This window comes from Halalkalicoccus jeotgali B3, from assembly GCF_000196895.1.
In the GTDB taxonomy this organism is placed as follows: Archaea; Halobacteriota; Halobacteria; order Halobacteriales; family Halalkalicoccaceae; genus Halalkalicoccus; species Halalkalicoccus jeotgali.
Genome location: NC_014297.1, coordinates 1796808 through 1819166, shown reverse-complemented (window position 1 = coordinate 1819166; position 22359 = coordinate 1796808). Strand labels below are relative to the sequence as shown.

General features: G+C 62.8%; 16 protein-coding genes. 6 read left to right on the top strand and 10 right to left on the bottom strand.

Going from position 1 to position 22359, the window contains the following annotated elements:
* Positions 1-85 precede the first annotated feature (85 nt).
* Together HACJB3_RS09475 and HACJB3_RS09470 are read left to right on the top strand one after the other, a co-directional pair.
* Positions 86-868: an enoyl-CoA hydratase/isomerase family protein gene (locus HACJB3_RS09475; protein WP_008417182.1), complete on the top strand. Its 783-nt coding sequence runs from the start codon at positions 86-88 to the stop codon at positions 866-868.
* A gap of 2 nt (positions 869-870) precedes the next feature.
* Positions 871-2079: a CaiB/BaiF CoA transferase family protein gene (locus tag HACJB3_RS09470; protein ID WP_008417183.1), complete on the top strand. Its 1209-nt coding sequence runs from the start codon at positions 871-873 to the stop codon at positions 2077-2079.
* Here HACJB3_RS09470 and HACJB3_RS09465 read toward each other — a convergent pair.
* From HACJB3_RS09465 to HACJB3_RS09455, 3 genes are all read right to left on the bottom strand, one after another.
* Entirely contained in the window at positions 2076-5051 is a 2976-nt protein-coding gene (locus HACJB3_RS09465) for an FAD-binding and (Fe-S)-binding domain-containing protein (protein WP_008417184.1), read from the bottom strand. The two genes, HACJB3_RS09470 and HACJB3_RS09465, sit on opposite strands and share 4 nt — an antisense overlap.
* A 168-nt stretch (positions 5052-5219) precedes the next feature.
* The gene (locus HACJB3_RS09460) at positions 5220-6479 is read right to left on the bottom strand and encodes a CaiB/BaiF CoA transferase family protein (protein ID WP_008417185.1); all 1260 of its coding nucleotides are present in this window, start codon (positions 6477-6479) and stop codon (positions 5220-5222) included.
* A 60-nt stretch (positions 6480-6539) separates the two neighbouring features.
* Positions 6540-8156 carry a thiamine pyrophosphate-requiring protein gene (locus tag HACJB3_RS09455; RefSeq protein WP_008417186.1) on the bottom strand — a complete coding sequence of 539 codons (1617 nt, stop codon included), beginning with the start codon at positions 8154-8156 and terminating at the stop codon, positions 6540-6542.
* A gap of 161 nt (positions 8157-8317) precedes the next feature.
* Here HACJB3_RS09455 and ddh point away from each other — a divergent pair, with 161 nt between their 5' ends.
* Positions 8318-9253 (top strand): D-2-hydroxyacid dehydrogenase, encoded by a 936-nt coding sequence (gene ddh / locus HACJB3_RS09450; protein ID WP_008417188.1) that lies wholly within the window; start codon positions 8318-8320, stop codon positions 9251-9253.
* A gap of 5 nt (positions 9254-9258) precedes the next feature.
* Here ddh and HACJB3_RS09445 read toward each other — a convergent pair whose 3' ends face one another.
* Complete coding sequence (locus HACJB3_RS09445; RefSeq protein ID WP_008417189.1) at positions 9259-10485, bottom strand: MFS transporter; 1227 nt, start codon at positions 10483-10485, stop codon at positions 9259-9261.
* Positions 10486-10606: 121 nt separating this feature from the next.
* Positions 10607-12856, bottom strand: coding sequence for an NADP-dependent malic enzyme (locus HACJB3_RS09440; RefSeq protein WP_008417190.1), 2250 nt, complete (start codon positions 12854-12856; stop codon positions 10607-10609).
* 116 nt (positions 12857-12972) lie between these two features.
* Between HACJB3_RS09440 and HACJB3_RS09435 the strand changes: the two genes are divergently transcribed.
* Entirely contained in the window at positions 12973-13119 is a 147-nt protein-coding gene (locus HACJB3_RS09435) for a hypothetical protein (RefSeq protein WP_008417191.1), read from the top strand.
* A gap of 26 nt (positions 13120-13145) precedes the next feature.
* On the opposite strand, the gene HACJB3_RS09430 is transcribed toward HACJB3_RS09435, so the two are convergent.
* Both HACJB3_RS09430 and HACJB3_RS09425 read right to left on the bottom strand, forming a co-directional pair.
* The gene (locus tag HACJB3_RS09430; protein WP_049934389.1) at positions 13146-14885 is read right to left on the bottom strand and encodes an L-lactate permease; all 1740 of its coding nucleotides are present in this window, start codon (positions 14883-14885) and stop codon (positions 13146-13148) included.
* A gap of 133 nt (positions 14886-15018) precedes the next feature.
* Positions 15019-18030: an FAD-binding and (Fe-S)-binding domain-containing protein gene (locus HACJB3_RS09425; RefSeq protein ID WP_008417193.1), complete on the bottom strand. Its 3012-nt coding sequence runs from the start codon at positions 18028-18030 to the stop codon at positions 15019-15021.
* 104 nt (positions 18031-18134) lie between these two features.
* Between HACJB3_RS09425 and HACJB3_RS09420 the strand changes: the two genes are divergently transcribed.
* Positions 18135-18503, top strand: a complete 369-nt coding sequence (locus HACJB3_RS09420) for a VOC family protein (protein ID WP_008417194.1) — start codon at positions 18135-18137, stop codon at positions 18501-18503.
* Between the two features lie 35 nt (positions 18504-18538).
* On the opposite strand, the gene HACJB3_RS09415 is transcribed toward HACJB3_RS09420, so the two are convergent.
* Entirely contained in the window at positions 18539-19450 is a 912-nt protein-coding gene (locus tag HACJB3_RS09415) for an HpcH/HpaI aldolase/citrate lyase family protein (RefSeq protein WP_008417195.1), read from the bottom strand.
* A 432-nt stretch (positions 19451-19882) separates the two neighbouring features.
* On the opposite strand from HACJB3_RS09415, the gene HACJB3_RS09410 reads away from it, so the two are divergent.
* Positions 19883-20644: an IclR family transcriptional regulator gene (locus HACJB3_RS09410; protein ID WP_008417196.1), complete on the top strand. Its 762-nt coding sequence runs from the start codon at positions 19883-19885 to the stop codon at positions 20642-20644.
* Between the two features lie 138 nt (positions 20645-20782).
* Here the strand turns inward: HACJB3_RS09410 and HACJB3_RS09405 are convergent, their stop codons facing one another.
* Positions 20783-21838 (bottom strand): tyrosine-type recombinase/integrase, encoded by a 1056-nt coding sequence (locus HACJB3_RS09405; protein ID WP_008417197.1) that lies wholly within the window; start codon positions 21836-21838, stop codon positions 20783-20785.
* Complete coding sequence (locus tag HACJB3_RS09400; protein WP_049934563.1) at positions 21835-22218, bottom strand: DUF5805 domain-containing protein; 384 nt, start codon at positions 22216-22218, stop codon at positions 21835-21837. The genes HACJB3_RS09405 and HACJB3_RS09400 overlap by 4 nt, the downstream gene beginning before the upstream one ends.
* Positions 22219-22359: the final 141 nt, after the last annotated feature.

Here is a 22359-nt window from a genome sequence, read left to right as displayed (position 1 = left end):
GGAAATGCAAAGGGCGAGGTCGAACTGCCAAGTCCGGCCGAGGGCTTTCGGGAAGACTTTTCCCCCGGGTGTGCGGTGACTCCACATGGTCAGCTATACGGCCTACGAGAGCATCAGCGTCGATGTCGAAGACAGCGTCGCTACGATCGAGTTCCACCGCCCCGAGGTGTACAACGCGTTGAACGACGAGGTAATGCTGGACCTCTCGCGCGCCTTCGACGAGATCCAACTCGACAGGAAGATCGATGCGGTCGTCATCACGGGAGAGGGCGAGGACGCCTTCTCTGCGGGCGCGGATATAACGGAATACGCCGGCACGACCGAGGACCACGCCCACCAGCAGGACCGCCAGGAACTGTTCTACGAGATGTACCGGAAGGCCCTGCACTGTCACGCGCCCGTGATCGCGAAGATCAACGGGTATTGTGTGGGTGGCGGGCTGATCCTCGCGATGTTCTGTGACCTCCGTGTGGCGGTCGAGGACGCGAAGTTCGGCGTGCCGACCGCGAACATCGGCCAGATACCGACAGGAGGGGCGAACAAGCGGGCGATCGAACTCGTCGGCGAGGCCAAAGCCAAGGAACTGGTCTTCACCGCGGGCTACGTCGATGCCGCCGAGGCCGAGCGGATCGGGCTGATCAACCACGCCGTTGCGCGCGAGGAGCTTGACGAAACGGTACAGGGAATCATCGACGGGATCCAGGACACAGGGCGGAAGGCGGTCAAGAACTCGAAGCGCGCGCTCAACTACGCGGCGGACGCGACCGACGCGGCCGACGCCCGGGAGTTCGAAGCCGACCTCTGGTGGGAGCAGTTCGCCACCGACGAGCGCCGGGAACTGGTCGACGAGTTCAACGAGGACGAGTGAGCATGAACGGGAATCAGGGCCCGCTTTCGGGAGTGTCGGTCGTCGAGATGACCGCCCACCGTGCAGGCCCCTTCTGTGGCGCGTTGCTCGCGGACATGGGCGCGGAGGTCGTGAAGATCGAACGGCCCGGCGCGGGTGACCCCGCACGCACCCAGGGCGTCGGCCCCGAAGGGAAGTCGGGGTACTTCATGGCGAACAACAGGAACAAGCGGTCGGTGACGCTCGATCTGAAGAGCGAGGCGGGCGTCGAGGCCGCCCGATCGCTGCTTTCGGCGGCCGACGTCTTCGTCGAGAACTTCGGCTACGGCGTCACCGACAAACTCGGTATCGGCTACGAGGACCTCCGCGAGGAGAACCCGGGGATCGTCTACGCGAGCATCAAGGGCTACGGCGAGAGCGGACCGTATAAGGAGAAACCGGGTCTCGACCTCATTCTCCAAGCGGAAGGCGGGATCATGAGCGTCACCGGACCCGAGGGCGGCCAGCCCGTGAAGGTGGGCCAGGCCATCGGCGACCTCACGACGGGGATGTTCGCGGCGATGGGCGTCCTCACGCGGCTCTACGAGCGCGAGCGCATGGGCGAGCGGAGCGACGAGTTCGTCGGCAAGTTCGACGTCGGGCTGTTCGATTCGATCGTGACGCTCATGAACGAGTACCTCACGGAGTACTCGATGGACGGGAGCGTGCCGGGCCCACAGGGGACGAGCCACCAGACGCTCGTGCCCTACCAGCGCTTCGAAACCTCGAATGGAGCGCTCGTCACGGGCGTCCCGAGCGACGACCGCTGGGACGATTTCGTCGAGTTGGTGGGCCGCGAGGAACTCGCGGAGTACCCGACCAACGACGACCGACAGGAGCATGCCGAGGAGGTTCTGGAGATCATCGAATCGGAGTTCGAGACGGAGAGTACGGAACACTGGCTCGATTCGCTCACAGACTATGGCTTTCCCTGCGGGCCGATCAACGACGTTGAGGACGTCGTCGAGCACGAACAGACCGACGCGCGCGACCTGACGATCCCCCACGAGGACCCCGACTGGGGCGAGTGCCTGCTCCCGGGTCACCCGATCGACTTCGCGGACTACGAACCCGAGATCAGGGAGCCCGCACCGCGACTCGGCGAGCACACGGAAGAGGTCTTCTCGGAGGTCGCGGAGGATCAGACGACGTTGGAGGAGTGGACCGCGGGCGGCGCGTTCGGCTCCGATTAAGCCAACGCCTCGGCGAGTTTCCTGACCGGGTGGGGCGGCTTCTCCCCGTATTCGTCGCCGATCTGACTGCGACACGACGAGCCGGGGGCGACGACGCTCTCTCCACTGCTTTCCTCGATCTGGCCGAACAGCATGGAGCCGACCGCCTGGCTCATCGAGTAGTGTTCGGCCTCGTAGCCGAAGGAGCCCGCCATGCCACAGCAGCCCGAATCGAGGGGGTCGACCCGGTAGCCCGCCCGGCGCAGGACGCCGACGGTGTGGTGGTCCTTCTTGACCGCCTTCTGGTGGCAGTGGCCGTGATACGTAAGCGACTCGTCGAGCGCGCCGAAGCTCATCGCCTCGTCGAGGCGGAACCGGTCTATGTACTCCATGACGCCGTAGGTGTTCTGTGCGATCCGTTCGACCGCCTCACCCGAGAGCAGGTCCCGGTAGTCGAGCTGGAACATCACGGCGTCGGAGGGCTCGACGACGACGACGTCCCAGTCGGCGTTGACGTCCGGTGCGAGCGCGGTGACGTTCCGGTCGGCCTTCTCCTTCGCGAGGCCGATCAGCCCTTTCGAATGGGCGGGCCGCCCACTGCCGGTCACACCCTCAGGAATCCGCACGTGGACGTTCGCGGCCTCCAGCACTTCGATTGCGGCCTTACCCGCCTTCGTGTTGTTGTGGTCGGTGAACGTATCGGGAAAAAGCAGGACCTTCCGGTCCGCTTGCTCCTCACTCACTTTCGGGCCGCGCTTTTCGTACCACTCGGTGAGCGTCTCTGGCTCGAAGGCGGGCAGAGTGCGCTCGCGGGCGATCCCCAGCACCTTCTCGGTGAGGAGCCCCGACCCGGGCAGCGAACTCGCGAGGTTCGAGAGCGGCGCGGTCGCGCTCCCGAGATCCGAGAGCCAGTCGATCCGCGCGAAGACGCGCGAGCGCAGGTCGACCCCGTGACGCTTCAGGTACTCGTGTTCGACCTCGACTTTCATCTTCGCCATGTCCACCTCGGAGGGACAGTCCCGCGCACAGCCCTTACAGCCCACACAGAGGTCCATCACCTCGTGCATGAACTCGACGTCGAACTGCTCTTCGTCAGGTAAGTCGCCGCTCATCGCTTGCCGGAGCATGTTCGCCCGACCTCTCGTACTCGTGATCTCCTCGTCGGCGGCGCGATAGGTCGGACACATCACCCCGCCCGCACCGTCCTGGCTCGTACGACAGCCGCCACACCCATGGCAGAGCTCGGCCATCCCCTGAAACCCGTTGTCGTTCTCCCAGTTGAGCGAGGGCTCGAAGCCCGCCTCGAACTCGTAGTCCGGGCCGAACCGGAGGTTCTCGCTCATGTCGAAGTCCCCACAGACCGAACCGGGGTTCAACAACCAATCGGGGTCGAAGGCCGTCTTCAGGTCGCGGAAGACGTCCCAGAGGTGCTCGCCGTAGAGCTTTTTGTTCCACTGGGTTCTGGCTCTGCCGTCGCCGTGCTCCCCGGAAACGCTGCCGCCATATTTGACTGCGAGGTCCGTTGCGGCGTCCGAGATCGAGACCATCGTTTCGACGCCCTCCGCCGTCTTGGTGTTGATCAGTGGGCGGACGTGCATACAGCCCGGACCGGCATGCGCATAGAAGCTCCCGAACGTGTCGTGGTCCTCGAAGACCTGCTTGAAGTCGGCGGTGTACTCGGGGAGGTGCTCGGGTGGGATGGCGACGTCCTCGATGAAGGCGATGTGTTTCTCGTCGCCGGTTCTGGAAAGGAGGATCGGCGTCGAGGCCTTGCGCATCTTCCAGAAGTCCTTCTGGGTCTCTTTGTCGTAGGCCTCGTAGCCGTCGAAGGCGATCTCATCCACTCGGTCTTCGAGCAGGGTTTCGACCTTCTCGCGGCGCTCCTCGTCGGAATCGGCGTAGAACTCGACGAGCAGGAACGTGTCGGTCTCGTCGGGCAACATCCCGATGACGTCCTTGAACTCGTCGAGCCCGCGCGCGAGGTCGACGAGTACGCCGTCGAGCACTTCGAGGGCGGCAGGCTCGTGTTCGAGGATCGGGCCGACGTCCTCCATCGCCTCCAGCAGGCTGTGGTAGGTCAGCAGTCCGATCGACTTCGTCTCGGGGATGGTTTCGAGCGCTACCTCGGCCTCGGTGACGATGGCGAGGGTGCCCTCGCTGCCGACCAACAGGCGCGCGAGGTTCACTGTCCCTTCCTCCGTCGCCCCCTCCCCCCGGGCTTCCTCGACAAGCACGTCGAGGTTGTACCCCGAGACGTTTCGCTTCATGCTCGGGTAGCGCTCCGCGACGGCGTCGCTTTCCTCGTCGATGATGCGAACCACTTCGGCGTGGATCCGCTCGATCAGCTCGCCGTCGGGATCGGCGCTTTCGCGCAGTTCCTCGACGCTCACCTCACCGAAGGTATGGACCGAGCCATCGGAGAGGACGGCCTCACACTCCTCGACGTAGGCGTCGGTCTTACCGTACAACAGCGAGTGGGCGCCGGTCGTGTTGTTGCCGATGGCACCCCCGAGGGCGCTGCGGTCGGCCGTCGATGGGTCGGGCGCGAACTTGATCCCCTCGGGTTCGAGGGTGCGGTTGAGCTCGCCGAGCGTGATGCCGGTCTGAGCGCGTGCGCGCATCGCGTCGGGATCGACGTCGGTGATGTCGGTCATGTATCGGGAGAGGTCCAGTACGACCGCCTCGTTGACCGACTGGCCCGCGAGGCTCGTCCCGCCGCCACGGGGCAACACGGGAATCTCCCGGTCGGCACAGTAGCCCATCACCGCGGCGATGTCCTCGGTCGAGGCCGGAAAGACCACGCCGATGGGCGTGACCTCGTAGGCGCTGGCGTCGGTCGCGTACAGCTCCCGGGAGTACTCGTCGAAGCGCACGTCGCCCTCAACACGGGCTTCGAGGTCGGCCACGAGGTCGGGGCGCTCGACGTCGCCGTTCGTGTAGTCGTAGTTCGCTCGGTCGTCGGTCGCAGGATCGTTTCGGTCGGTTGTTGCCATTGTCAAGCGTGTCTCCTCTGTGATCGTCTCCGCGTTCCGGTCCGTATTCCGTCGACGCACCCAGAGGTCCCGGCTGGAACACAGCAAGGACGGGTCACGCCGGTTGGGTGTCGAATGAGAGATCGTAACACACGGATAAATGTGTTGCGTCCGAACCTCACTGTCGTTCTACGCGTCGGGTATCGCACCCGCTTCACGCAGCTCCGCAACCTGTTCCTCGGAGTAGCCAAGTCGGTCGAGGATAGCCTCGGTATCCTCGCCGAGCAACGGCGGTGCGTCGTCGAACCCGCTGTCTGCGCCCTCGAAGTTCAGCGGGTGTTCGAGGCTCGGGATCTCGCCCGCCGCGGGATGGGAAAGCGAGCCGACCGCGCCGCGGGCCTCGACCTGCTCGCTCTCCAGTGCCTCATCGACCTCGTAGACCGGCCCGACGGGCAGACCCGCCTCCTCGGCCAGCGTCTCGACCCACTCGTCGGTCGTGCGCTCGCGGAGCGTCTCCGAGAGTTCCCCTTCCAGTTCGTCCATGTGTTCGACGCGGTCTGCGTTCTCGCTAAAGCGGGGGTCTTCGAGGAGGTCCTCCCGCCCGATTTCGGTGCAAAACCCCTCCCAGAGTTTTTGATTTCCGCAGGCGACGTTCAGATACCCGTCCGCGGTGGGATAGCTCTGGTACGGCGCGAGCACGGGGTCTTTAGTGCCCATTCTGCTCGTTTCCTCGCCGACGAACGCCTTTGCGGCCTGTTTGGTGAGCCACGGCAGCGACGAATCGAGCATTCCCAACTCGACACGCTCGCCCTCGCCCGTGCGTTCGCGCCGGAACAGCGCGCCGACGATCCCGAAGGCCGCCCACATCGCCGTGATGAGGTCCGTTTGAGGAAGGCCGACTTTCACCGGGTCGCCCCCCTCCTCGCCGGTGACGCTCATGATCCCGCTCATGCCCTGGACGAGCAGGTCGTAGCCCGGTCGGTCGCTCCAGGGGCCGGTTTCGCCGAAGGCGGAGATCGAACAGTAGACGAGTTCGGGGTTCAGATCTTGGAGATCGTCGTAGCCCAGGCCCAGCCGTTCGGCGGTGCCCGGTCGGTAGTTCTCGACGACGACGTCCGCCTCCTCGATCAGCTCCTTGCAGATCGACAGGCCCTCCTCGCTTTTGAGGTTGAGTTCGATGCTCTGCTTGTCGTAGTTGACCGTCCAGAAGTACGGCGACTCGCCCTGGGATGCGGCCGACTTTCCGGGCCCTTCGTAGTTCTCAGTCGAGACGAACGGCGGGCCCGAGTGGCGACTGTCGTCGCCGAGTTCGGGACGTTCGACCTTGATGACCTCAGCGCCCTGGTTCGCGAGCATTAGTGTGGCGAAACCGCCGGTGACGAACGTCGTCAGATCGACGACGGTGATCCCGTCGAGTATCTTCTCCTGACTCGTGCTATCGGATTCCATGATGTAGTGGTTTCAGCTGTCGATGTTAAACGTTCCCGTCGCCCTTGGAGGGCGAGGTGCTTATTCGAGGTCCGGCCGCGAGAGTTCGGTCTCCTTCGAGGTGATGACTTCGAGCAGCGCAGGCGTGCCCTCCTCGGTCTTCTCGATGGCGCGCTCGATGGCGGCCCCGAGTTCGTCGGGGTCCTCGACGCGCTCGCCGTAGCAGCCAAGCCCCTCCGCGACGTCCGCCCAGTGCCCGCCGAAGGGCGTGTCATACGAGGCCATCTCGAAGTTGCTCAGATGGATCGAGAGGATCGGGATGTCCTCGCGGGCTGCGGTCTCCAGATCGAGGGCCGTCATCCCGATCGCGCCGTCGCCCCAGACGTTGATGCAGAGCTTCTCCGGATTGACTAGCTTCGCACCCATCGTCAGCCCCAGCCCGTAGCCCAACTGAGTGGTCTTTCCCCAGCCGATATACGAGAGGGGTTCGGTGACTTCGAAGAAGGGCGCGAGGAAGTCGCGCGGGTTGCCCGCGTCGTGGGTGATGACGACCTCCTCTTTGTCGACCGTCTCGTCGAGTTCGCGGATCACGCGGTAGGGGTTGATCGGGGTGTCCTCGGCGGTGAGTTTGGACTCCCACTCGGCGAGCCATTCCTCGCGAACCTCCTCGATTTCGCTTGCGACATCGTCGGCCCGTCCCCGGTCCTCGTCGACGCGGCCGTCGAGTTCCTCGATCAGCGCTGTGAGGGTGAGGTCGGCGTCGCCGACCAATGAATGGTCCGAGACGACGTCCTTGTCGATGTCGGTCGGATCGAGCGTCGAGTGGATCACCGTCTTGTCGCTCGTTTCGGGCATCGTTAGCCCGTAAGCGGTCTCGGTGAACGAACAGCCGATCCCGAACAGCACGTCGGCCTCCCGGACGAAGTGGGTGAGCTGTCCCGGTTCGCTCTTGCTCGCGGCGCCCAGCGAGAGGGGGTGGTCCTCGGGGAACGCGCTCTTCCCGTTCAGACTCGTCGCCACCGGCGCTTCGAGGGTTTCTGCGAGTTCTTTCAGAGCGTCCCAGCCCTTCGCGTAGTGGACGCCCTGTCCGGCGAAGATCACCGGGCGCTCGGCCTCGGCCAGCGTCTCGGCCGCCGTCTCGACGTCGGCCGGGTCCGGCCCCGAGCGTCGTGCTTTCGAGGGCGTATACTCGAACTCCTCTTCGAGATCCGTATAGAAGACGTCCTTGGGGACCTCGACCACGGAGGGACGGGGCCGGCCGTTTCGCGCCGAGCTAAAGGCCCGGCGCATCGTCTCGCTTACGGCCTCGGGATCCGCGAGCTGCTCGCAGGACTTGCTCACCGACTGGTAGCTCACCAGGGAGTTGAACTTCGGATCCACGTCGGTCTTCGCCAGGTCGTAGCCCGCGGGGACCGCGACGATGGGCGCGGACTCGCCGTAGGCCTGGGCGACGCCGCCGATGGAGTTCTCGGTGCCCGGCCCGTGCTGGCAGGCGAAGGCACCGACCTGCTCGCCGGAGGTCAGCCGGCCGACCGCGTCGGCCATGTGGACGGCCGTGCGCTCCTGGCGCGTGATGATGGATCGAACCCCCGCCTCCTCCGCCGAATCCGTATCGAACAGCGGATTGCTCGGGAACCCGAACAAGTACTCTACACCCTCCTCTCGTAGCGTCTGCGCGATCGCTTCGTTGACGTCCATGATATCCTCACCGTTACGGTGACTATCCAATATGCTGTCCGACTATGTGATAAGAGTTACCAATTCTGTCAAGCTCGAACACCGAATTCCCGATGATAGATCATGATATAGAGGAGCCCTGTTCCGAAAGCTTCAACCCCGGGAGTGATACACTCACGCGCATGGCTACAAACGACCTCGAGCAGTTGTACGTCCACGAATCCGTCGAGAACGTCATCCCGAAGGAAGCGTTCGTCGAGGCCTTTTCGGACTTCCCGATCCCGGTCGAACTCGTCGGCGACGGCGAGGAGTACGACGAGCGCGACGGCGTGGTCACCTACGTCCCCGGCGAGGAGTTCCTCGACGCCGGGTGGGTCCACTGCGCCCGGGCGGGCTACGACGCCTTCGACACCGAGGCCTACGCCGAGGCCGGGGTCCCTCTGACGAACAGTTCGGGCATCCACGGTGCGACCGTCGGCGAGGTCGCCATCGGTTGCATGCTCTCGCTTGCACGCATGTTGCACGTCTACCGGGACAACCAGAACGAGACCCACTGGTACACTCCCGACTACGAGCGCCCCTTCACCGTCGAGAACGAGCGCCTCTGTGTGCTCGGACTGGGTACCATCGGCGAGGGGATCGCCACGCGTGCGGACGGGTTGGGAATGGAGGTCGTCGGCGTGCGGCGCTCTGATGAACCAGTCCCTGGCGTCTCGGAGATCTACGGCCCCGATGACCTCCACGAGGCCATCTCTGACGCCCGGTTCGTCGCGATCACGCTACCCCACACCCCCGAGACGGACGGGCTGCTCTCGACGCCGGAGTTCGAGGCGATGCGCGAGGATTCGTATCTCGTGAACGTCGCTCGGGGCCCGATCGTCGACGAGGACGCACTCGTCTCGGCGATCGAGGACGGCGAGATCGCGGGGGCGGCACTCGACGTCTTCGAGACCGAGCCCCTCCCCGACCAGTCGCCGCTGTGGGACATGGAGGAGGTACTCGTCATGCCTCACAAGGGCTCTGCGACCAACCGCTATCACCTCGACATCGCCGATCTAGTGAAGGAGAACGTCGAGCACTACTGGGCGGGTGAAGAACTGCGAAACCGCGTCGCCTGAGGATTTCAGACGAATTCGAGGACGACCACCACGAGCCCCGCCGCCAGAAGCGCGATCGCGCCGAGGGTTCCGAGCAACACGGCGGCGCTGAAGTACGTCAACAGCGCGCCCGCCAGCGCCGCCCCGCCCGCACCGACGCCGAACATCCCGAGGTACGTAAAGCCGTAGGAGAGCCCGTGGACGTCTTCTGCGGCGTATTCAGCGATCACGACCTGGTAGATCGGCGCGGTCGCGTACAGACAGAACCCGAGGATCGCACACACCGTGAGAAACGGAACGACCCCCCAACCGGCCGCGGGAAGGAAGACGACCGCAAGGACCGCGAGCGACGTCAGCGTCGCCAACAGCGCGTACTCCGTTCTGATATGGTCGGTGATCCGGCCGCCGGCGTACTGGCCGAGGATGCCGACCATCAGCAGGCCGGTGTAGATGTACTGGGCGGGTTCGGCCGCCTGACCCATGACCGTGTACGTGCTAAACTGCGGGAGGTTCGCGATCATGTCGGGCATGAACGTCAACAACCCACGATAGTAGGTTCCATAGAGCATGACGATCACGAACGCGAGGGCGAATCCCGTCGTAAAGAGCAGCCGGGAATCGGCGACGATCCCCCCGAGATCGAACCCGTCGTCGCTATCGTGGGTGTCGGGTCGTTCGCCGCCGTCGGCGGCGGTCGCGGCAGTCTCGTCGAACTCGATCGCGGAACCGACCGCCACGACGACGACCGCCGGGATCGCGAGCGCGACGATGACGATCCGCCAGTCGAAAAAAACGAGGAGGAGTGCCGCAAGCAGCGGGCCGAACGCGGTGCCGACGTTGCCGCCGACGCCGTGGTACGCGAACACCGTACCGCGCTCCTCGGCCCCGCGACTGATCAACGACAGACCCGCGGGGTGGTAGATGCTCGCCGCGGCGCCCCAGACGACGATCGCCCCACAGAGCGTGTAGACGTTGGGCGCGAGCGCGAGCAGGAAGAAACCGCCGCCCATTCCGACGACCGCGGCGACGATCAGTCGGCGCGAGCCGTACTGGTCGGCGAGCACGCCGCTCGGCAGCGCGCCGACGCCGATCAGCCCGTACCCGACGCTGACGACGACTCCGAGGACGAACGCCGAGACGTCGAAGACATCGAGCCAGATCACGATAAAGAGCGGAATCGACAGCTCGTAGGTGTGGAAGGTCCCGTGGGCGAGCATGGTGAACCCGGCGATCGAGCGGTCGTTGCCGTTCATGCCGGCCCCGGCCGGTCTGTTCCGTTCTCCCGTTTCATGTTAGGAAGGAGCGTCACGGACCCTCTTAATTAATTGTGTTGGGGCAGGTGTTCGTCCGGGAACGGCGGGCGCGGCCGCCGGACTACTGGTTCTGTGCGTCCACCACGGCGACCGCCGCCAGGTTGACGATGTCCTTGACCTCGTCGCCACGCTGGAGGACGTGGACCGGTTTGTCCATGCCGACGAGCATCGGGCCGATGGCTTCGGCTCCGCCCAGACGCTGGAGCAGTTTGTAGCCGATGTTGCCCGCCTCGAGGTTCGGGAAGACGAGCACGTTCGCCGGCTCCTCTAGCTCCGCGAAGTCGTAGGTACCGTTGAGGATCTCCTCGACGACGGCCGTGTCGGCCTGCATTTCCCCGTCGACCGGGAAGTCCACGTCCGGATCCCGGCGGAGGAGTCGGGCGGCTTCGCGGGGTTTTCGCGTCCCCTCGTTGTCGACCGAACCGAAGTTCGAATACGAGAGCATCGCCGCACGCGGCTCGACGTTGAAGCGGCGGGCGAGGTCCGCGGTGTGGCGCGTGACCTCCGCGAGGACGTCCTCGTCGGGGTTCTGGTTGACGGTCGCGTCCGCACAGAAGACGACCTGATCCTTGAACGCCAGCAGGTAGACCCCGGCGGCGTAGTTGGCGTCCTCGGCGGTACCGATGGTCTGGAGCGGCGGGCGAAGCGCCGAGGGGTAGTGATGCGTCAGCCCCGTCAGCAGGGCGTCGGCGTCGCCGGCTTCGACCATCACGCTTCCGAGGTAGTTCGAGTCCCGGCGGACCATGTCTGCGGCCTCGCTGCGGGTAAAGCCCTTGCGCTGGCGCAGGTCGTAGAGGCGTTCGGCGTACTCGTCGTACTCGGCCTCCGAGAGATCGACCACGTCGGGCTCAAAGGCGAGCCCGAGCCGTCGGAGCGTCGTTTCGATCTCCTCGCGGTCGCCGATGAGAACGGGTTGGGCGATCCCCTCCTCCTGCATCTGGTAGGCCGCGCGGATCATCTTCTCGTCCTCGCCCTCCGCAAGCGCGACCCGCTTGGGGTCGCTACGGGCCTTGTTCAGCACCACCCGCATCATCTCGCGGGACTTCCCGAGGCGGGCTTCGAGTTGTTCTTTGTACTCGTCGAGTTCGACCTCGCGGCGCGCGACGTCACTGGAGATCGCCGCCTGTGCGACCGCGGGTGCGACCTCGAAGAGGACTCTGGGATCGATCGGCTTGGGGAGGATGTACTCGGAGCCGAACTGCAGTGGCTGGTCGCCGTAGCCCTTCCGGACCGCGTCCGGGACGTCCTGTTTTGCGAGGTCCGCAAGCGCCTCCGCACAGGCGACCTTCATCTCCTCGTTGATCTCGGTCGCCCGGACGTCCAAGGCCCCTCGGAAAATGAACGGGAAGCCGAGCACGTTGTTGACCTGGTTGGGGTAATCGGAGCGCCCGGTCGCCATGATCACCGTATCGTCGCGGGCACCCTTCGCGTCCTCGTAGGTGATCTCGGGGTCGGGGTTGGCCATCGCGAAGATGATCGGGTCGGCGGCCATCGACCGGACCATCTCCGGCGAGACGATGCCGGCGACCGAGAGGCCGACGAGCACGTCCGCGCCCTCCATCGCGTCCGCGAGGCCGCCCTCGGGGAGGTCGCGAGCGAACTGGCGTTTGTACTCGTTGACCTCCTCGGCGCGCGCCTCGGTGATGATCCCCGAGGAGTCACACATCGTGATGTTCTCCCGTTTGACCCCGAGCGAGACGTAAAACCGCGCCGTGGCGATCGCGCTCGCGCCCGCCCCCGAGAGCACCACATCGAGGTCCGCGAGTTCCTTACCGGCGATCTCCGCGGCGTTGAGCAGCCCCGCTCCGGAGATGATCGCAGTGCCGTGTTGGTCGTCGTGGAAGACCGGGATCGACATCTCCTCTCGGAGGGTTTCCTCGATCTGGAAACACTCGGGAGCCTTGATGTCCTCTAAGTTGATCCCGCCGAAGGTGGGCTCCATGGCCTTCGTCGCGGCGATCATCGATTCGGGGTCCTCCAGATCGAGTTCGATGTCGAAGACGTCGATATCGGCAAAGCGCTTGAACAGGACGCCCTTCCCTTCCATAACCGGCTTCGAGGCGCTCGCGCCGATGTCGCCCAACCCGAGGACCGCGCTTCCGTTGGACACCACACCGACCAGATTGCCCTTGGCGGTGTAGCGATAGACGTCGTCGGGGTTCTCGTCGATAGCTCGGCAGGGGCCGGCAACTCCCGGCGAGTACGCGAGCGAGAGGTCGCGCTGGGTGTTCGTCGGTTTGGTGGTCGCGATCTCGATCTTGCCCGGTGGGTCGGCCTCGTGGTAGTCGAGGGAGTCGTCCTCCAGTGACATACCGGACCCACTTTCGAGACGGACAAAAAGGTATCGACAGGGGCAGACTCTACATTCGACGATCGACGAACCACTCGGATGAAAACACCCATGTCTCTGTGGTCGAACGAACCGGTATGTCTACACTTGACACGTTCGAGGACGCTGGCGAGCGCGACCGGACCGTGCTCGCGAGCGGGACTTCCTGTACGGATCAGTTGGACGCGCTGTTGGAACGAAAACCGCACCATCCGATCGAACTGATCGCGCCGGACCTCAAATAAAAAACCGCCGGCAGCGAGCCGGCGTTTCAGAAGGCGCTTGGGAACAGCACGTACGAGAACAGCAGCGCCCAGAACCCGACGAAGATCGAGTAGTAGACCAGCGGAATCAGGTTCAGGCGCATGACGCGGCCCTCTTGCCCGACCAGACCGACCGTCGCCAGCGCCGCGACGACGTTGTGGATGGCCACGAGGTTGCCGATCGCGCCGCCGACGGCCTGTGCGCCCACGATGATCTGAGTCGGCAGGCCCAGTTGCTGGGCGGCCTCGAACTGGAAGCCGCCGAAGGTGATGTTCGAGACGGTGTTCGAACCGGCCATCGCCGCGCCGAGCGCGCCGATCAGCGCCGCGACCGCCGGGTAGACCGGACCGAGCAGGTCCGCGGTCGCCGTCGCGAGCACGACGATCATGCTGCCGCCCGCCGGGGCGCCGGGGTGGGCACCGGAGTTGATCATCACTTGCACCATCGCGATGACGAAGATCAGCGCGATGAGCGGCGAGACGATCTTCTGCCCGGCCTCGCGCCATGCTGCAGAGACCTGTCCGCCGCTCATGCCGAAGATCGGGATCGCGAGCACCGCGCTGACGATCAGCCAGAACCCGGGAACGTTCATCCACGCGATACTACCGGAGATCCCAGTGCCAAGGATCTCCTGCCACTCGACGATGAAGGCCGGTCGGTTGATGAACGACGAGATCGGGCCGACCGCCCGGGTGACCACGAGCAACACGACGACGAGGACGTACGGCGACCACGCGCGAGCGAGCGACATCTCCGGGCCGCTGGGGATGCCGCCGTCGGTGGCCGTCGCCTTGTTCGGCCGGCCCGTCGTCGCGCCGTTCTCACCGGGCTCGATGGTTCCGACCCAGTGGCTCGGCCACTCGCTACGCGGCGGGAAATCCCAGTGGGAATCGGGGAGGAGGTAGCCCGCCTTCAGCACGCTGACGATGATCGCCCCGCCGACCATCGACCCGATGAGACTCGGGAACTCCGCGGTGAAGAACCACGCCGACAGCCAGTACGGAACCGCGAAGGCGATCCCCGAGGCCAGACACAACGGCGCGACCTCCCAGGCGGGCGAGAGCGAACGCTCGTTACGATCGCCGAAGAAGTACACCACCATTCCCACGGCGAACAGCGGCATCACGAAGCCGACGAGCGTGTGGTAGGTCGCCGCCCAAGCAGCTACCTCCGTCGAGTACTCGGGCACGGTGTAGCCCCCTTGAGCGATCTCGTCTTGGAAGCCGGCCGAGGCCAGCGGGTCCTGAATGCCGACGATGATGGGCGTCCCCACCGCGCCGTACGTGACGGCGATGACGTGGCCGATGATCGCCGCGATGACCGCCGCCAGCGCCGGGAATCCGAGTCCCAACAGGAGGGGTGCGACGACCGCGGCGGGCGTCCCGAAGCCCGCCGCTCCCTCGATGAACGTTGCGAGGAAGAACCCCAGGAGAACGATCTGTACGCGGCGGTCGTCGCTGATCGTGGCGAATCCCTGGTTGATCCGATCGAACGCGCCGGCCTGCATTAGCGTGTACAGGAGCAAGAGCGCGCCGAAGACGATCCAGAGGATCTCGAGGGCGGTCATCACACCGGTAATCGAGGCCGCCGCGAGCCAGTCCGGGGGCATGTTCCAGGCGAAAAAACCCACGCCCAGCGCGATGATCCACGCGATCGGCATCGCCCGCGTCGCCGGCCACAGCAGGCCGACCAGCAACACCGCCACCACCAACAGCGGCAACGCCGCTAGAACTATCTCTAGTACCATGCTCGACCACCGTTTTTCCGTACCCTCGTGATCATTGTGAACGACTCACGCCTACGTGTTCAACGGTGGCTAATAAATATGATGGATGAACTCGCTTCTCCGTCTGCCGAATACGAGGGAAAGCGAACCCGCGTTATCGAACGGCTGCCGCCACCTTCTCGATGGGGTGGGACGGGTTGCCGTCGTACTCCTCACCGATCTGGCTGCGACAGGAGCCGCCGGGCGCGACCGGCGTCCCGCCGCTCTCGTCGATCTGGTCGAACAGCCGGTTCGCGATCGACTTCGAGAGGTCGTAGTGTTCGGTCTCGTAGCCGAAGGAACCGGCCATCCCACAGCACGTCGAGTCCAACGGATCGACCGCGTAGCCCGCGCGCCGGAGGACGCCCACCGCGTGGTGGTCCTTGTTGGTCGCCTTCTGGTGGCAGTGACCGTGATAGGTGAGCGCTTCGTCGGTCTCGGTCGTCTCCAAGTCGTCGACCAGCCGGTGGACGTCGAGGTACTCACAGATACCGTACGAGTGGGCGGCGACGCGCTCCGCGGCCGTCGTCGAGAGCAGGTCGAGATACTCGTCCTGGAAGACGACCGCGTCCGAGGGCTCGACGACGACGACCTCGTAGCCGTCGTCGATGTACTCCTCGAAGCGCTCGACGTTGTGCCGGGCGCGCTTCTCGGCTTCGTCGAGCATCGACTTCGAGTAGGCCGCCCGGCCGCTGGGGCCGAGGTCGCCGGGGATCTTTACATGGGTGTTGGCGGCTTCGAGCACCCTAATGGCGGCCTTGCCCGGGTCGGGGTAGCTGTAGTTGGTGTAGGTATCCGGGAACAACACGACCTTGCGGTCGGCTTCGGCTTCGCTCACGCGTGGGCCGCGCGCGTCGTACCAGTCCTCGAGGGACTCCCGGCGGAACGGCGGGAGCTCCCGGTCGGGGGCGATCCCGACGATTTTCTCCATCGCCTTGCGCGCGCCGGGCACCTTCGTCCCGAGGTTCGAAACCGGCGCGAGCGCGCTGCCGAGTTTCGAGAGCGTGTCGATGTTGCCGAACACGCGCGTCCGGAGCCCGATCCCCTCGCGCTCGTGGTACTGGTGTTTCGTCTCGGCTTTGAGCTTCCCGAGGTCGACCCCGGTGGGACAGTCGGATTTACAGCCCTTACAACCCACACAGAGGTCGAGTACCTCCTCCTGGAACTGCTCGGTGTACATCTCCTCTTCGGACAGATCGCCCGAGATCGCCGCCCGGAGCATGTTCGCCCGACCGCGGGTGGTCGCGATCTCGTCTTTCATCCCCCGGTAGGTGGGACACATCACGTCGTCGGTCTGCCGGCAGGTCCCACAGCCGTTACAGAGCTCAACGAGGTGCGAGAAGCCGCCCTCGTCGGTAAAATCCAGTTTGGTCTGGGGCTCGATCGACTGGTAGCCCGCGCCGTAGCGGAGGTTCTCGCGGTTGTCCGCGCCGACCCCGCGTTCGGTGTCGGGACCGGGGTCCTCGGGACCGTCGCGATAGACGACGTTGCCCGGGTGCATCAGCCACTCGGGGTCGAACGCCGTCTTCAGCTCCTTGAACGCGCCCCACAGGTCGTCGCCGAACATCTTCGGGTTGAACTCCGTGCGGGCCATCCCGTCGCCGTGCTCGCCCGAGAAGGCGCCGTGGTGCTCGACGACGAGGTCGGTGATCTCGTCGGTGATCGAGTGCATCGTCTCGATGCCCTCGCCGTCCTTGAGGTTGAGGATCGGCCGGATGTGAAGCGTTCCCGACCCGGCGTGAGCGAAATACGCCGCCGAGGTGCCGTGATTCTCGAGGACCTTCTTGAACGACTGAACGTACTCGGCGAGTTCCTCCGGCGGGACCGTCGCGTCCTCGATGAACGGATACGGTTTCGGGTCGCCCTCCAGACTCATCAGCAGGGGAATCGCGGCTTTGCGGAGCTTCCAGATCTTCCCCTGGTCCTCCTCGGTATAGGCCTCAAGGACGTCGAAAGCGTCGCCGTTCTCGACGAACCGCTCGTTCGTCTCGCCGATCGCGTCCTCGAAGTTCTCGACCATCTCGGAGTCGTACTCGAGCATGATCGCGGCTTTCGCTTCTTCGGGGATCGGCTCGACGTACTGGGAGTACCCGTCGGATTCGGCGGCCATCCGGAACACCTCGTCGTCCATCAACTCGACGGCGCTGACGTCGTATTCGAGGGCCTGGGGGACCGCCTTCATCGAGTCGACGAGGTCGTCGAAGAAGTACAGCGCGAGCGCCGTCTCCTCGGGAACGCTCACCAGCGAGATCTCGGCCTCGACGACGATTCCGAGGGTGGACTCGGCTCCCACGAGCAGCTTCGAGAGGTTGATGACCTGCTGGCCGTTCTCGTTCTCGTAGATCACCCGGTTGAGGTTATAGCCCGAGACGACCCGCTTGAGGTTGGGATACCGATTTTCGATCTCGCTTTCGTTGTCCTCGACGATCCCCCGAACCGTCTCGTAGATCTCGGCTTCTCGATCCTCCTTCGAGACGATCCCCTCGTACTCGGGCGAATCCAGCACGACTTCTCGTGTTCTGATCTCGGTGCCATCCGAGAGGATCACGTCCAGTTCCTCGGTGTAGGCGTCGGTGATGCCGTAGCGCACCGAGTGCGCCCCCGTCGAGTTGTTGCCGATCCCGCCCCCGATGGTCGCGCGGTTCGAGGAGGCCGGATCGGGCGCGAACTTCAGGCCGTACTCTTTGGCAGCGTCGTCGAAGTGGTCCTGAACGACGCCGGGCTGGACGCGCGCGCGCTGGTTTTCGGGATCGATCTCGAGGATCTCGTCCATGTACGTCGTCATGTCGAGGACGATACAGCCCGGACCGACGCCCTGACCGCCAAGCGAGGACCCCGCCCCGCGGGCCATGATCGGTACCTCGTGTTCGGCAGCGATCTTCACCGCGTTCCTGACGTCATCCCTGTCGCGCGGGAGCACCGCGCCGGCGGGTTTGGCCTTGTAGATGCTGCCGTCGGTCGCGTACAGAACCTGCGCGTACTCGTCGAATCGGACCTCGCCGTCGACGACTGCCCGCAGGTCCGCGGCGAGTTCCGCGTACTCGCTCGCGTCCGGATGTTCGTGGCCCTGCGCCTCTCGATACCGTTCGAAATTACTCATGTCCCCGTGGGGCTTTTCGACGGCCATTAGCTTCCGGTCGGGGGTTGATGGTGATAAATACTGTGTTTGGTGAACCCAGTCACGGCGGCCGGACCCACGGATTTAAGGGGTCGGTGGTCGGGAGTGGACTCATGGAACTCATCCATGTCAACGTCAACGTCGCGGACGCAGAGGAGACCATCGCCTTCTACGAGCAGTTCGGCTTCGAGGAGTCCTGGGAGTTCGAGACACCCGACGGCGAGACACAGAACCGATATATCGCCGACGAGAACGGAACCGAACTCCAGCTTTCGGACACCGACGGCGACGAGGAGTTCGAACCCGGCACGGCGTGGGATCACCTCGCGATCGGGGTCGACAGCGTCGACGAGGTCTTCGAGGAAATCGACCACTACGGCGTCGACAAGGAGCCCGGCGATCAGCCCGAGGCGGGCGCTCGTACCGCGTTCGTGCGCGACCCCGACGGTCGCCGGGTCGAACTGGTCGAGTCGCTCGACTAAGTCCGAAAAAAGAATCGAAAACTGAACGCCGCGTCTTAGAGGATGTCGGCGGCTTTTGCCTTCTCGACGATGTCCTGGGCCATCTTGTTGGTCGCCTCGTCGACCATCTGGCCGTCGACCTTCACCGCGCCCTTGCCCTCGTCCATCGCGTCGGCGTAGGCCTCGACGATACGCTGGGCGCGTTCTGCGGTCTCCGGGTCGGGCGCGAAGATCTCGTTCGCGATCTCGATCTGGCTGGGGTGGATCGCCCACTTGCCGTCACAGCCGATCATGCTCGCGTTGTTACACGAGTCGCGAAAGCCCTGTTCGTCCTCGATGTCGGCGTACGGGCCGTCCAGGCAGGGCAGACCGGCGCTTTTCGCGGCGGCGTTACACTCCGAGAGCGCGTGATGCCAGTAGTGGCCGGGGTAGTCGGGGAACTGCCCGATGTCCAATCCCGGTGTGCCCATCGCCGCCGAGTAGTCGCCGGGCCCGAAGATGATGCTCGAGAGGCGATCGCTCGCGTGGGCGATCTCGTGGACGTTGTGCATCCCCTCGCCGTCCTCGATCTGGGGTTCGAGGCCGATCGCGCCGACTTCGAGGCCGGCGTTCTTCTCGACCTGCGTCAGGAGGTTCTCGACGGTGTGGATGTCGCTTTCGCCCTTGACCTTGGGGATGATGATGTCGTCGATGTGTTCGCCGGCGGCGCTCACGACGTCGATGACGTCGTCGTACCACCACTCGGTGTCGATCCCGTTCATCCGGTAGGAAAGCACCTTGCCGCTCCAGTCGTGGGTTTGGGCGGCGTTGATCAGGGGCTCGCGGGCGTCGGGCTTGGCGTTCGGTGCGACGCTGTCCTCGAGATCGAGAAAGACCTCGTCGGCGGCGCTGTTCGAAGCGCTCTCCATGAACTTCTCGTCGCTCGCCGGTGTCGCTAACTGTGTGCGTCGTAGTGTCACGTCACTCATGCTGGTTCACTCCGTTCGGTACTGGACGAGGCCGGCCCATAAAGATATCCCTGGAACATGGTAGAACGTCATTTTTCGAGTGCGTTCGACGCATTCAGTCTCATTGAACGCCTCGGATAAAAGTATTCAATGAATACTATACTCTATTCTTGGACGAACGTGTATTATTCGACAATTAGTGGGGGTTCTGATCCGATTCCGATCCGAATTCGGATCGGGTTCGCCGGTCGGCGGTATTCGGCTAGAATGAACGAATCATTCTCTGAGCAGAAAGGTGGTGTTTCCCAGACGAACGCGACAGCCGACTGGCCGAATAAACGGTGCTTCACCGTACGTCTCGGCGAGTGTCCCGTCGCGAGAGGATATTGTTCACCCTATCTGAACACCTATCCGACCTGTAGAACTAATAGTCCCCGTGGAATAGATCACGGCATGTCGACTGACGAACCGACGACGGTGCGGGCGACCGAAACCAGTTTTCTGATCCTCGACGCCCTTCGGGCACTCGACGGTGCGGGTGTGACCGAACTGTCGAGTCACCTCGGCTTCCCCAAGAGCACGGTCCACAACCACCTCCAGACGCTCCGCCGAAACGAATACGTCATCAAACACGGGTCGGAGTACGATGTGGGGTTGCGATTTCTCCAGTTGGGGGAGTACGCACGTGACCGCCGACAGATCGCTACTATCGGCCCGCCGGAGATCGAAAAACTCGCCGAAGAGACCCGCGAAATGGCGAACTTGCTGGTCGAAGAACACGGCCGGGGCGTGTTCCTCTACCGGGCGAAGGGGGCCGACGCCGTCCACATGGACACCCACGCCGGAAAGCGGGTTCACCTTCACACTACCGGGTTCGGCAAGGCCATGCTCGCACACCTACCCGACGAACGCGTCGAGTCGATCCTCGACCGCCATGGCCTCCCTCGGATCACCCCGAACACGATCACCGACCGCGAGCAGTTGCTGGGCGAACTCGAGGAGGTTCGCGAACAGGGCTACGCGTACGACGACGAGGAACGACTGGAGGGACTGCGATGTATCGCCGCCCCGGTCATCGTCGACGGCGATGTACTCGGCGCGGTGAGCGTTTCGGGCCCGAAGAGCCGGATGACCGGCGAGTGGTACACCGACGAACTGCCCGCCCTGACGACGAGTGCGGCCAACGTCATCGAGATCAACAGTACCTACGCGTAGATTACACAAATACGAGTGTAATTGTATTCCGCGTGAAATTCGATTTATATGTCAGAAGTAATACGTACGGTCGGCGTGCGTGTCGAATTTCATGTAGCGACACCCGATTTATGACCGTATGAGGGCGACAGTGATTACTTACAACAAGCGGTAGATGCTCCGCTCGTACGTCTCACGGACGTTATTCCCCCAGTTATGGGTATAGGTGTCGATGATGTCGTCGGCGACATCCCCACGGAGGTACTTCACGATTCCCCGTTCGCCGGTGGCGTTGCGGAGATGGGTGGTGAAGAAATGGCGGAAGTAATGTGGCGTGACGTTTTGAGTCGCGTCACCTCCTTCCTGGTACCACTCTCTTCTCTGAGCATGTTTCTTTATTATTGACCTAATGATGGAAGGTGTGAGCCGCTTCCCCCAAGAATCATTCACATTGAGAAAAAGTGGTTGCGCTGTCGTAATTGAATCTGGTCGAATCGCTAGCCAACGCTCAAGTTCGAATTGCAATTCCTCATCTACAGGAATAATAGTAGAACGCTTCCTTTTATTCGATGCCAATCTTTTTTCTCCGTTTATGGTATCTTTATAAGATATGTCTTTTGTTATATATATACTATTCGACTCGTGTGTAATCTGGGGTCGGCATTGCGGTTGGTTACTGAAGTTTGTATATTCGATATTGATATTCAAATCACGTAGGTCAAGATTGACTAATTCCCCAACTCGTATTCCTGTTTTCAGAAAGGTTGTAATAATTGCTCGATCTAATGGATGGGTAATGTTCCTAATGAACGATCTCATCTCAGCAATCGAAATATCCCGCCGTTCTGGGTCGCTTTCTATGCTTTCATTCATCTCTTCCATAACGACGTTCATTGGATTTCGATCAACTATGTCGATAGAGATCATGTACGTATAGAACCGATTAATACAGGACGCGTATGTAGCAATTGTACCTGTTGAATGTTCTTCGCGGAGCATATGCAACCATCTCAAGCACTGTCGAGAGGTTGCTTCCTGAATGGAATCAATTTTTTCTCCTTGAGATAGTACAAAATCTTCAAACTGCCGCAATACTCGGCCATACCAACGTCGAGTTCGTTCACTTCGCCCATGGTATTTCATGTCTTTAAGGAAGTAGGATACTAGGTCATTCTTCTGCTCATTGTTTACCATCTTAAAACCGATTTTCTTCATTCATTATCGACAATCTTGTATCCACCAAGCCGTCCACTGTATTGAATACGGTTATTTTCTTGTAATTCTTGAAGAGACTCTTCTAACCTATCCTCTATGCCCTCAGACATTTTGGATAGGAGTTCATCCCACGTGTGGACTTCGTTTTGAAGAGCGTTGAGCACCCCTTCTTTCACACCATTACCCCTGGGGTTTGCGTCCGAAGAAGTATCCTTCGGCTGTTCTAAATTGAAGCCACGACGACCAGCTTGGACCATTGTTCGTATAAATTCACTCTGAGACATATCAAAATCCTCCGCGTCTTCTTTCCAGATTTCTTTTTGGTATTTGGGGACATATGTCTTTACGGTGGTTCGCTCTGTCGCGTCCTCACTTGCCATAGATATAGTAATCATCTCTCGACAATTAATGTTCCTATATTCATCGATTAGGGTTTTAATCAACATTCAAAGGTCTATATTACCCCGGACTTTGCTGGCCAATTCGATGAAAATAGCTCCATCTATTCTGGAGTAGTACTA

What these genes read in the sequence shown, in the direction of transcription:
- HACJB3_RS09475 (WP_008417182.1), top strand. Translation starts at nt 86, where the DNA reads ATGGTCAGCTATACGGCCTACGAGAGCATCAGCGTCGATGTCGAAGAC.
- HACJB3_RS09470 (WP_008417183.1), top strand. Translation starts at nt 871, where the DNA reads ATGAACGGGAATCAGGGCCCGCTTTCGGGAGTGTCGGTCGTCGAGATG.
- HACJB3_RS09465 (WP_008417184.1), bottom strand. Translation starts at nt 5,051, where the DNA reads ATGGCAACAACCGACCGAAACGATCCTGCGACCGACGACCGAGCGAAC.
- HACJB3_RS09460 (WP_008417185.1), bottom strand. Translation starts at nt 6,479, where the DNA reads ATGGAATCCGATAGCACGAGTCAGGAGAAGATACTCGACGGGATCACC.
- HACJB3_RS09455 (WP_008417186.1), bottom strand. Translation starts at nt 8,156, where the DNA reads ATGGACGTCAACGAAGCGATCGCGCAGACGCTACGAGAGGAGGGTGTA.
- ddh (WP_008417188.1), top strand. Translation starts at nt 8,318, where the DNA reads ATGGCTACAAACGACCTCGAGCAGTTGTACGTCCACGAATCCGTCGAG.
- HACJB3_RS09445 (WP_008417189.1), bottom strand. Translation starts at nt 10,485, where the DNA reads ATGAACGGCAACGACCGCTCGATCGCCGGGTTCACCATGCTCGCCCAC.
- HACJB3_RS09440 (WP_008417190.1), bottom strand. Translation starts at nt 12,856, where the DNA reads ATGTCACTGGAGGACGACTCCCTCGACTACCACGAGGCCGACCCACCG.
- HACJB3_RS09435 (WP_008417191.1), top strand. Translation starts at nt 12,973, where the DNA reads ATGTCTACACTTGACACGTTCGAGGACGCTGGCGAGCGCGACCGGACC.
- HACJB3_RS09430 (WP_049934389.1), bottom strand. Translation starts at nt 14,885, where the DNA reads ATGGTACTAGAGATAGTTCTAGCGGCGTTGCCGCTGTTGGTGGTGGCG.
- HACJB3_RS09425 (WP_008417193.1), bottom strand. Translation starts at nt 18,030, where the DNA reads ATGGCCGTCGAAAAGCCCCACGGGGACATGAGTAATTTCGAACGGTAT.
- HACJB3_RS09420 (WP_008417194.1), top strand. Translation starts at nt 18,135, where the DNA reads ATGGAACTCATCCATGTCAACGTCAACGTCGCGGACGCAGAGGAGACC.
- HACJB3_RS09415 (WP_008417195.1), bottom strand. Translation starts at nt 19,450, where the DNA reads ATGAGTGACGTGACACTACGACGCACACAGTTAGCGACACCGGCGAGC.
- HACJB3_RS09410 (WP_008417196.1), top strand. Translation starts at nt 19,883, where the DNA reads ATGTCGACTGACGAACCGACGACGGTGCGGGCGACCGAAACCAGTTTT.
- HACJB3_RS09405 (WP_008417197.1), bottom strand. Translation starts at nt 21,838, where the DNA reads ATGAAGAAAATCGGTTTTAAGATGGTAAACAATGAGCAGAAGAATGAC.
- HACJB3_RS09400 (WP_049934563.1), bottom strand. Translation starts at nt 22,218, where the DNA reads ATGGCAAGTGAGGACGCGACAGAGCGAACCACCGTAAAGACATATGTC.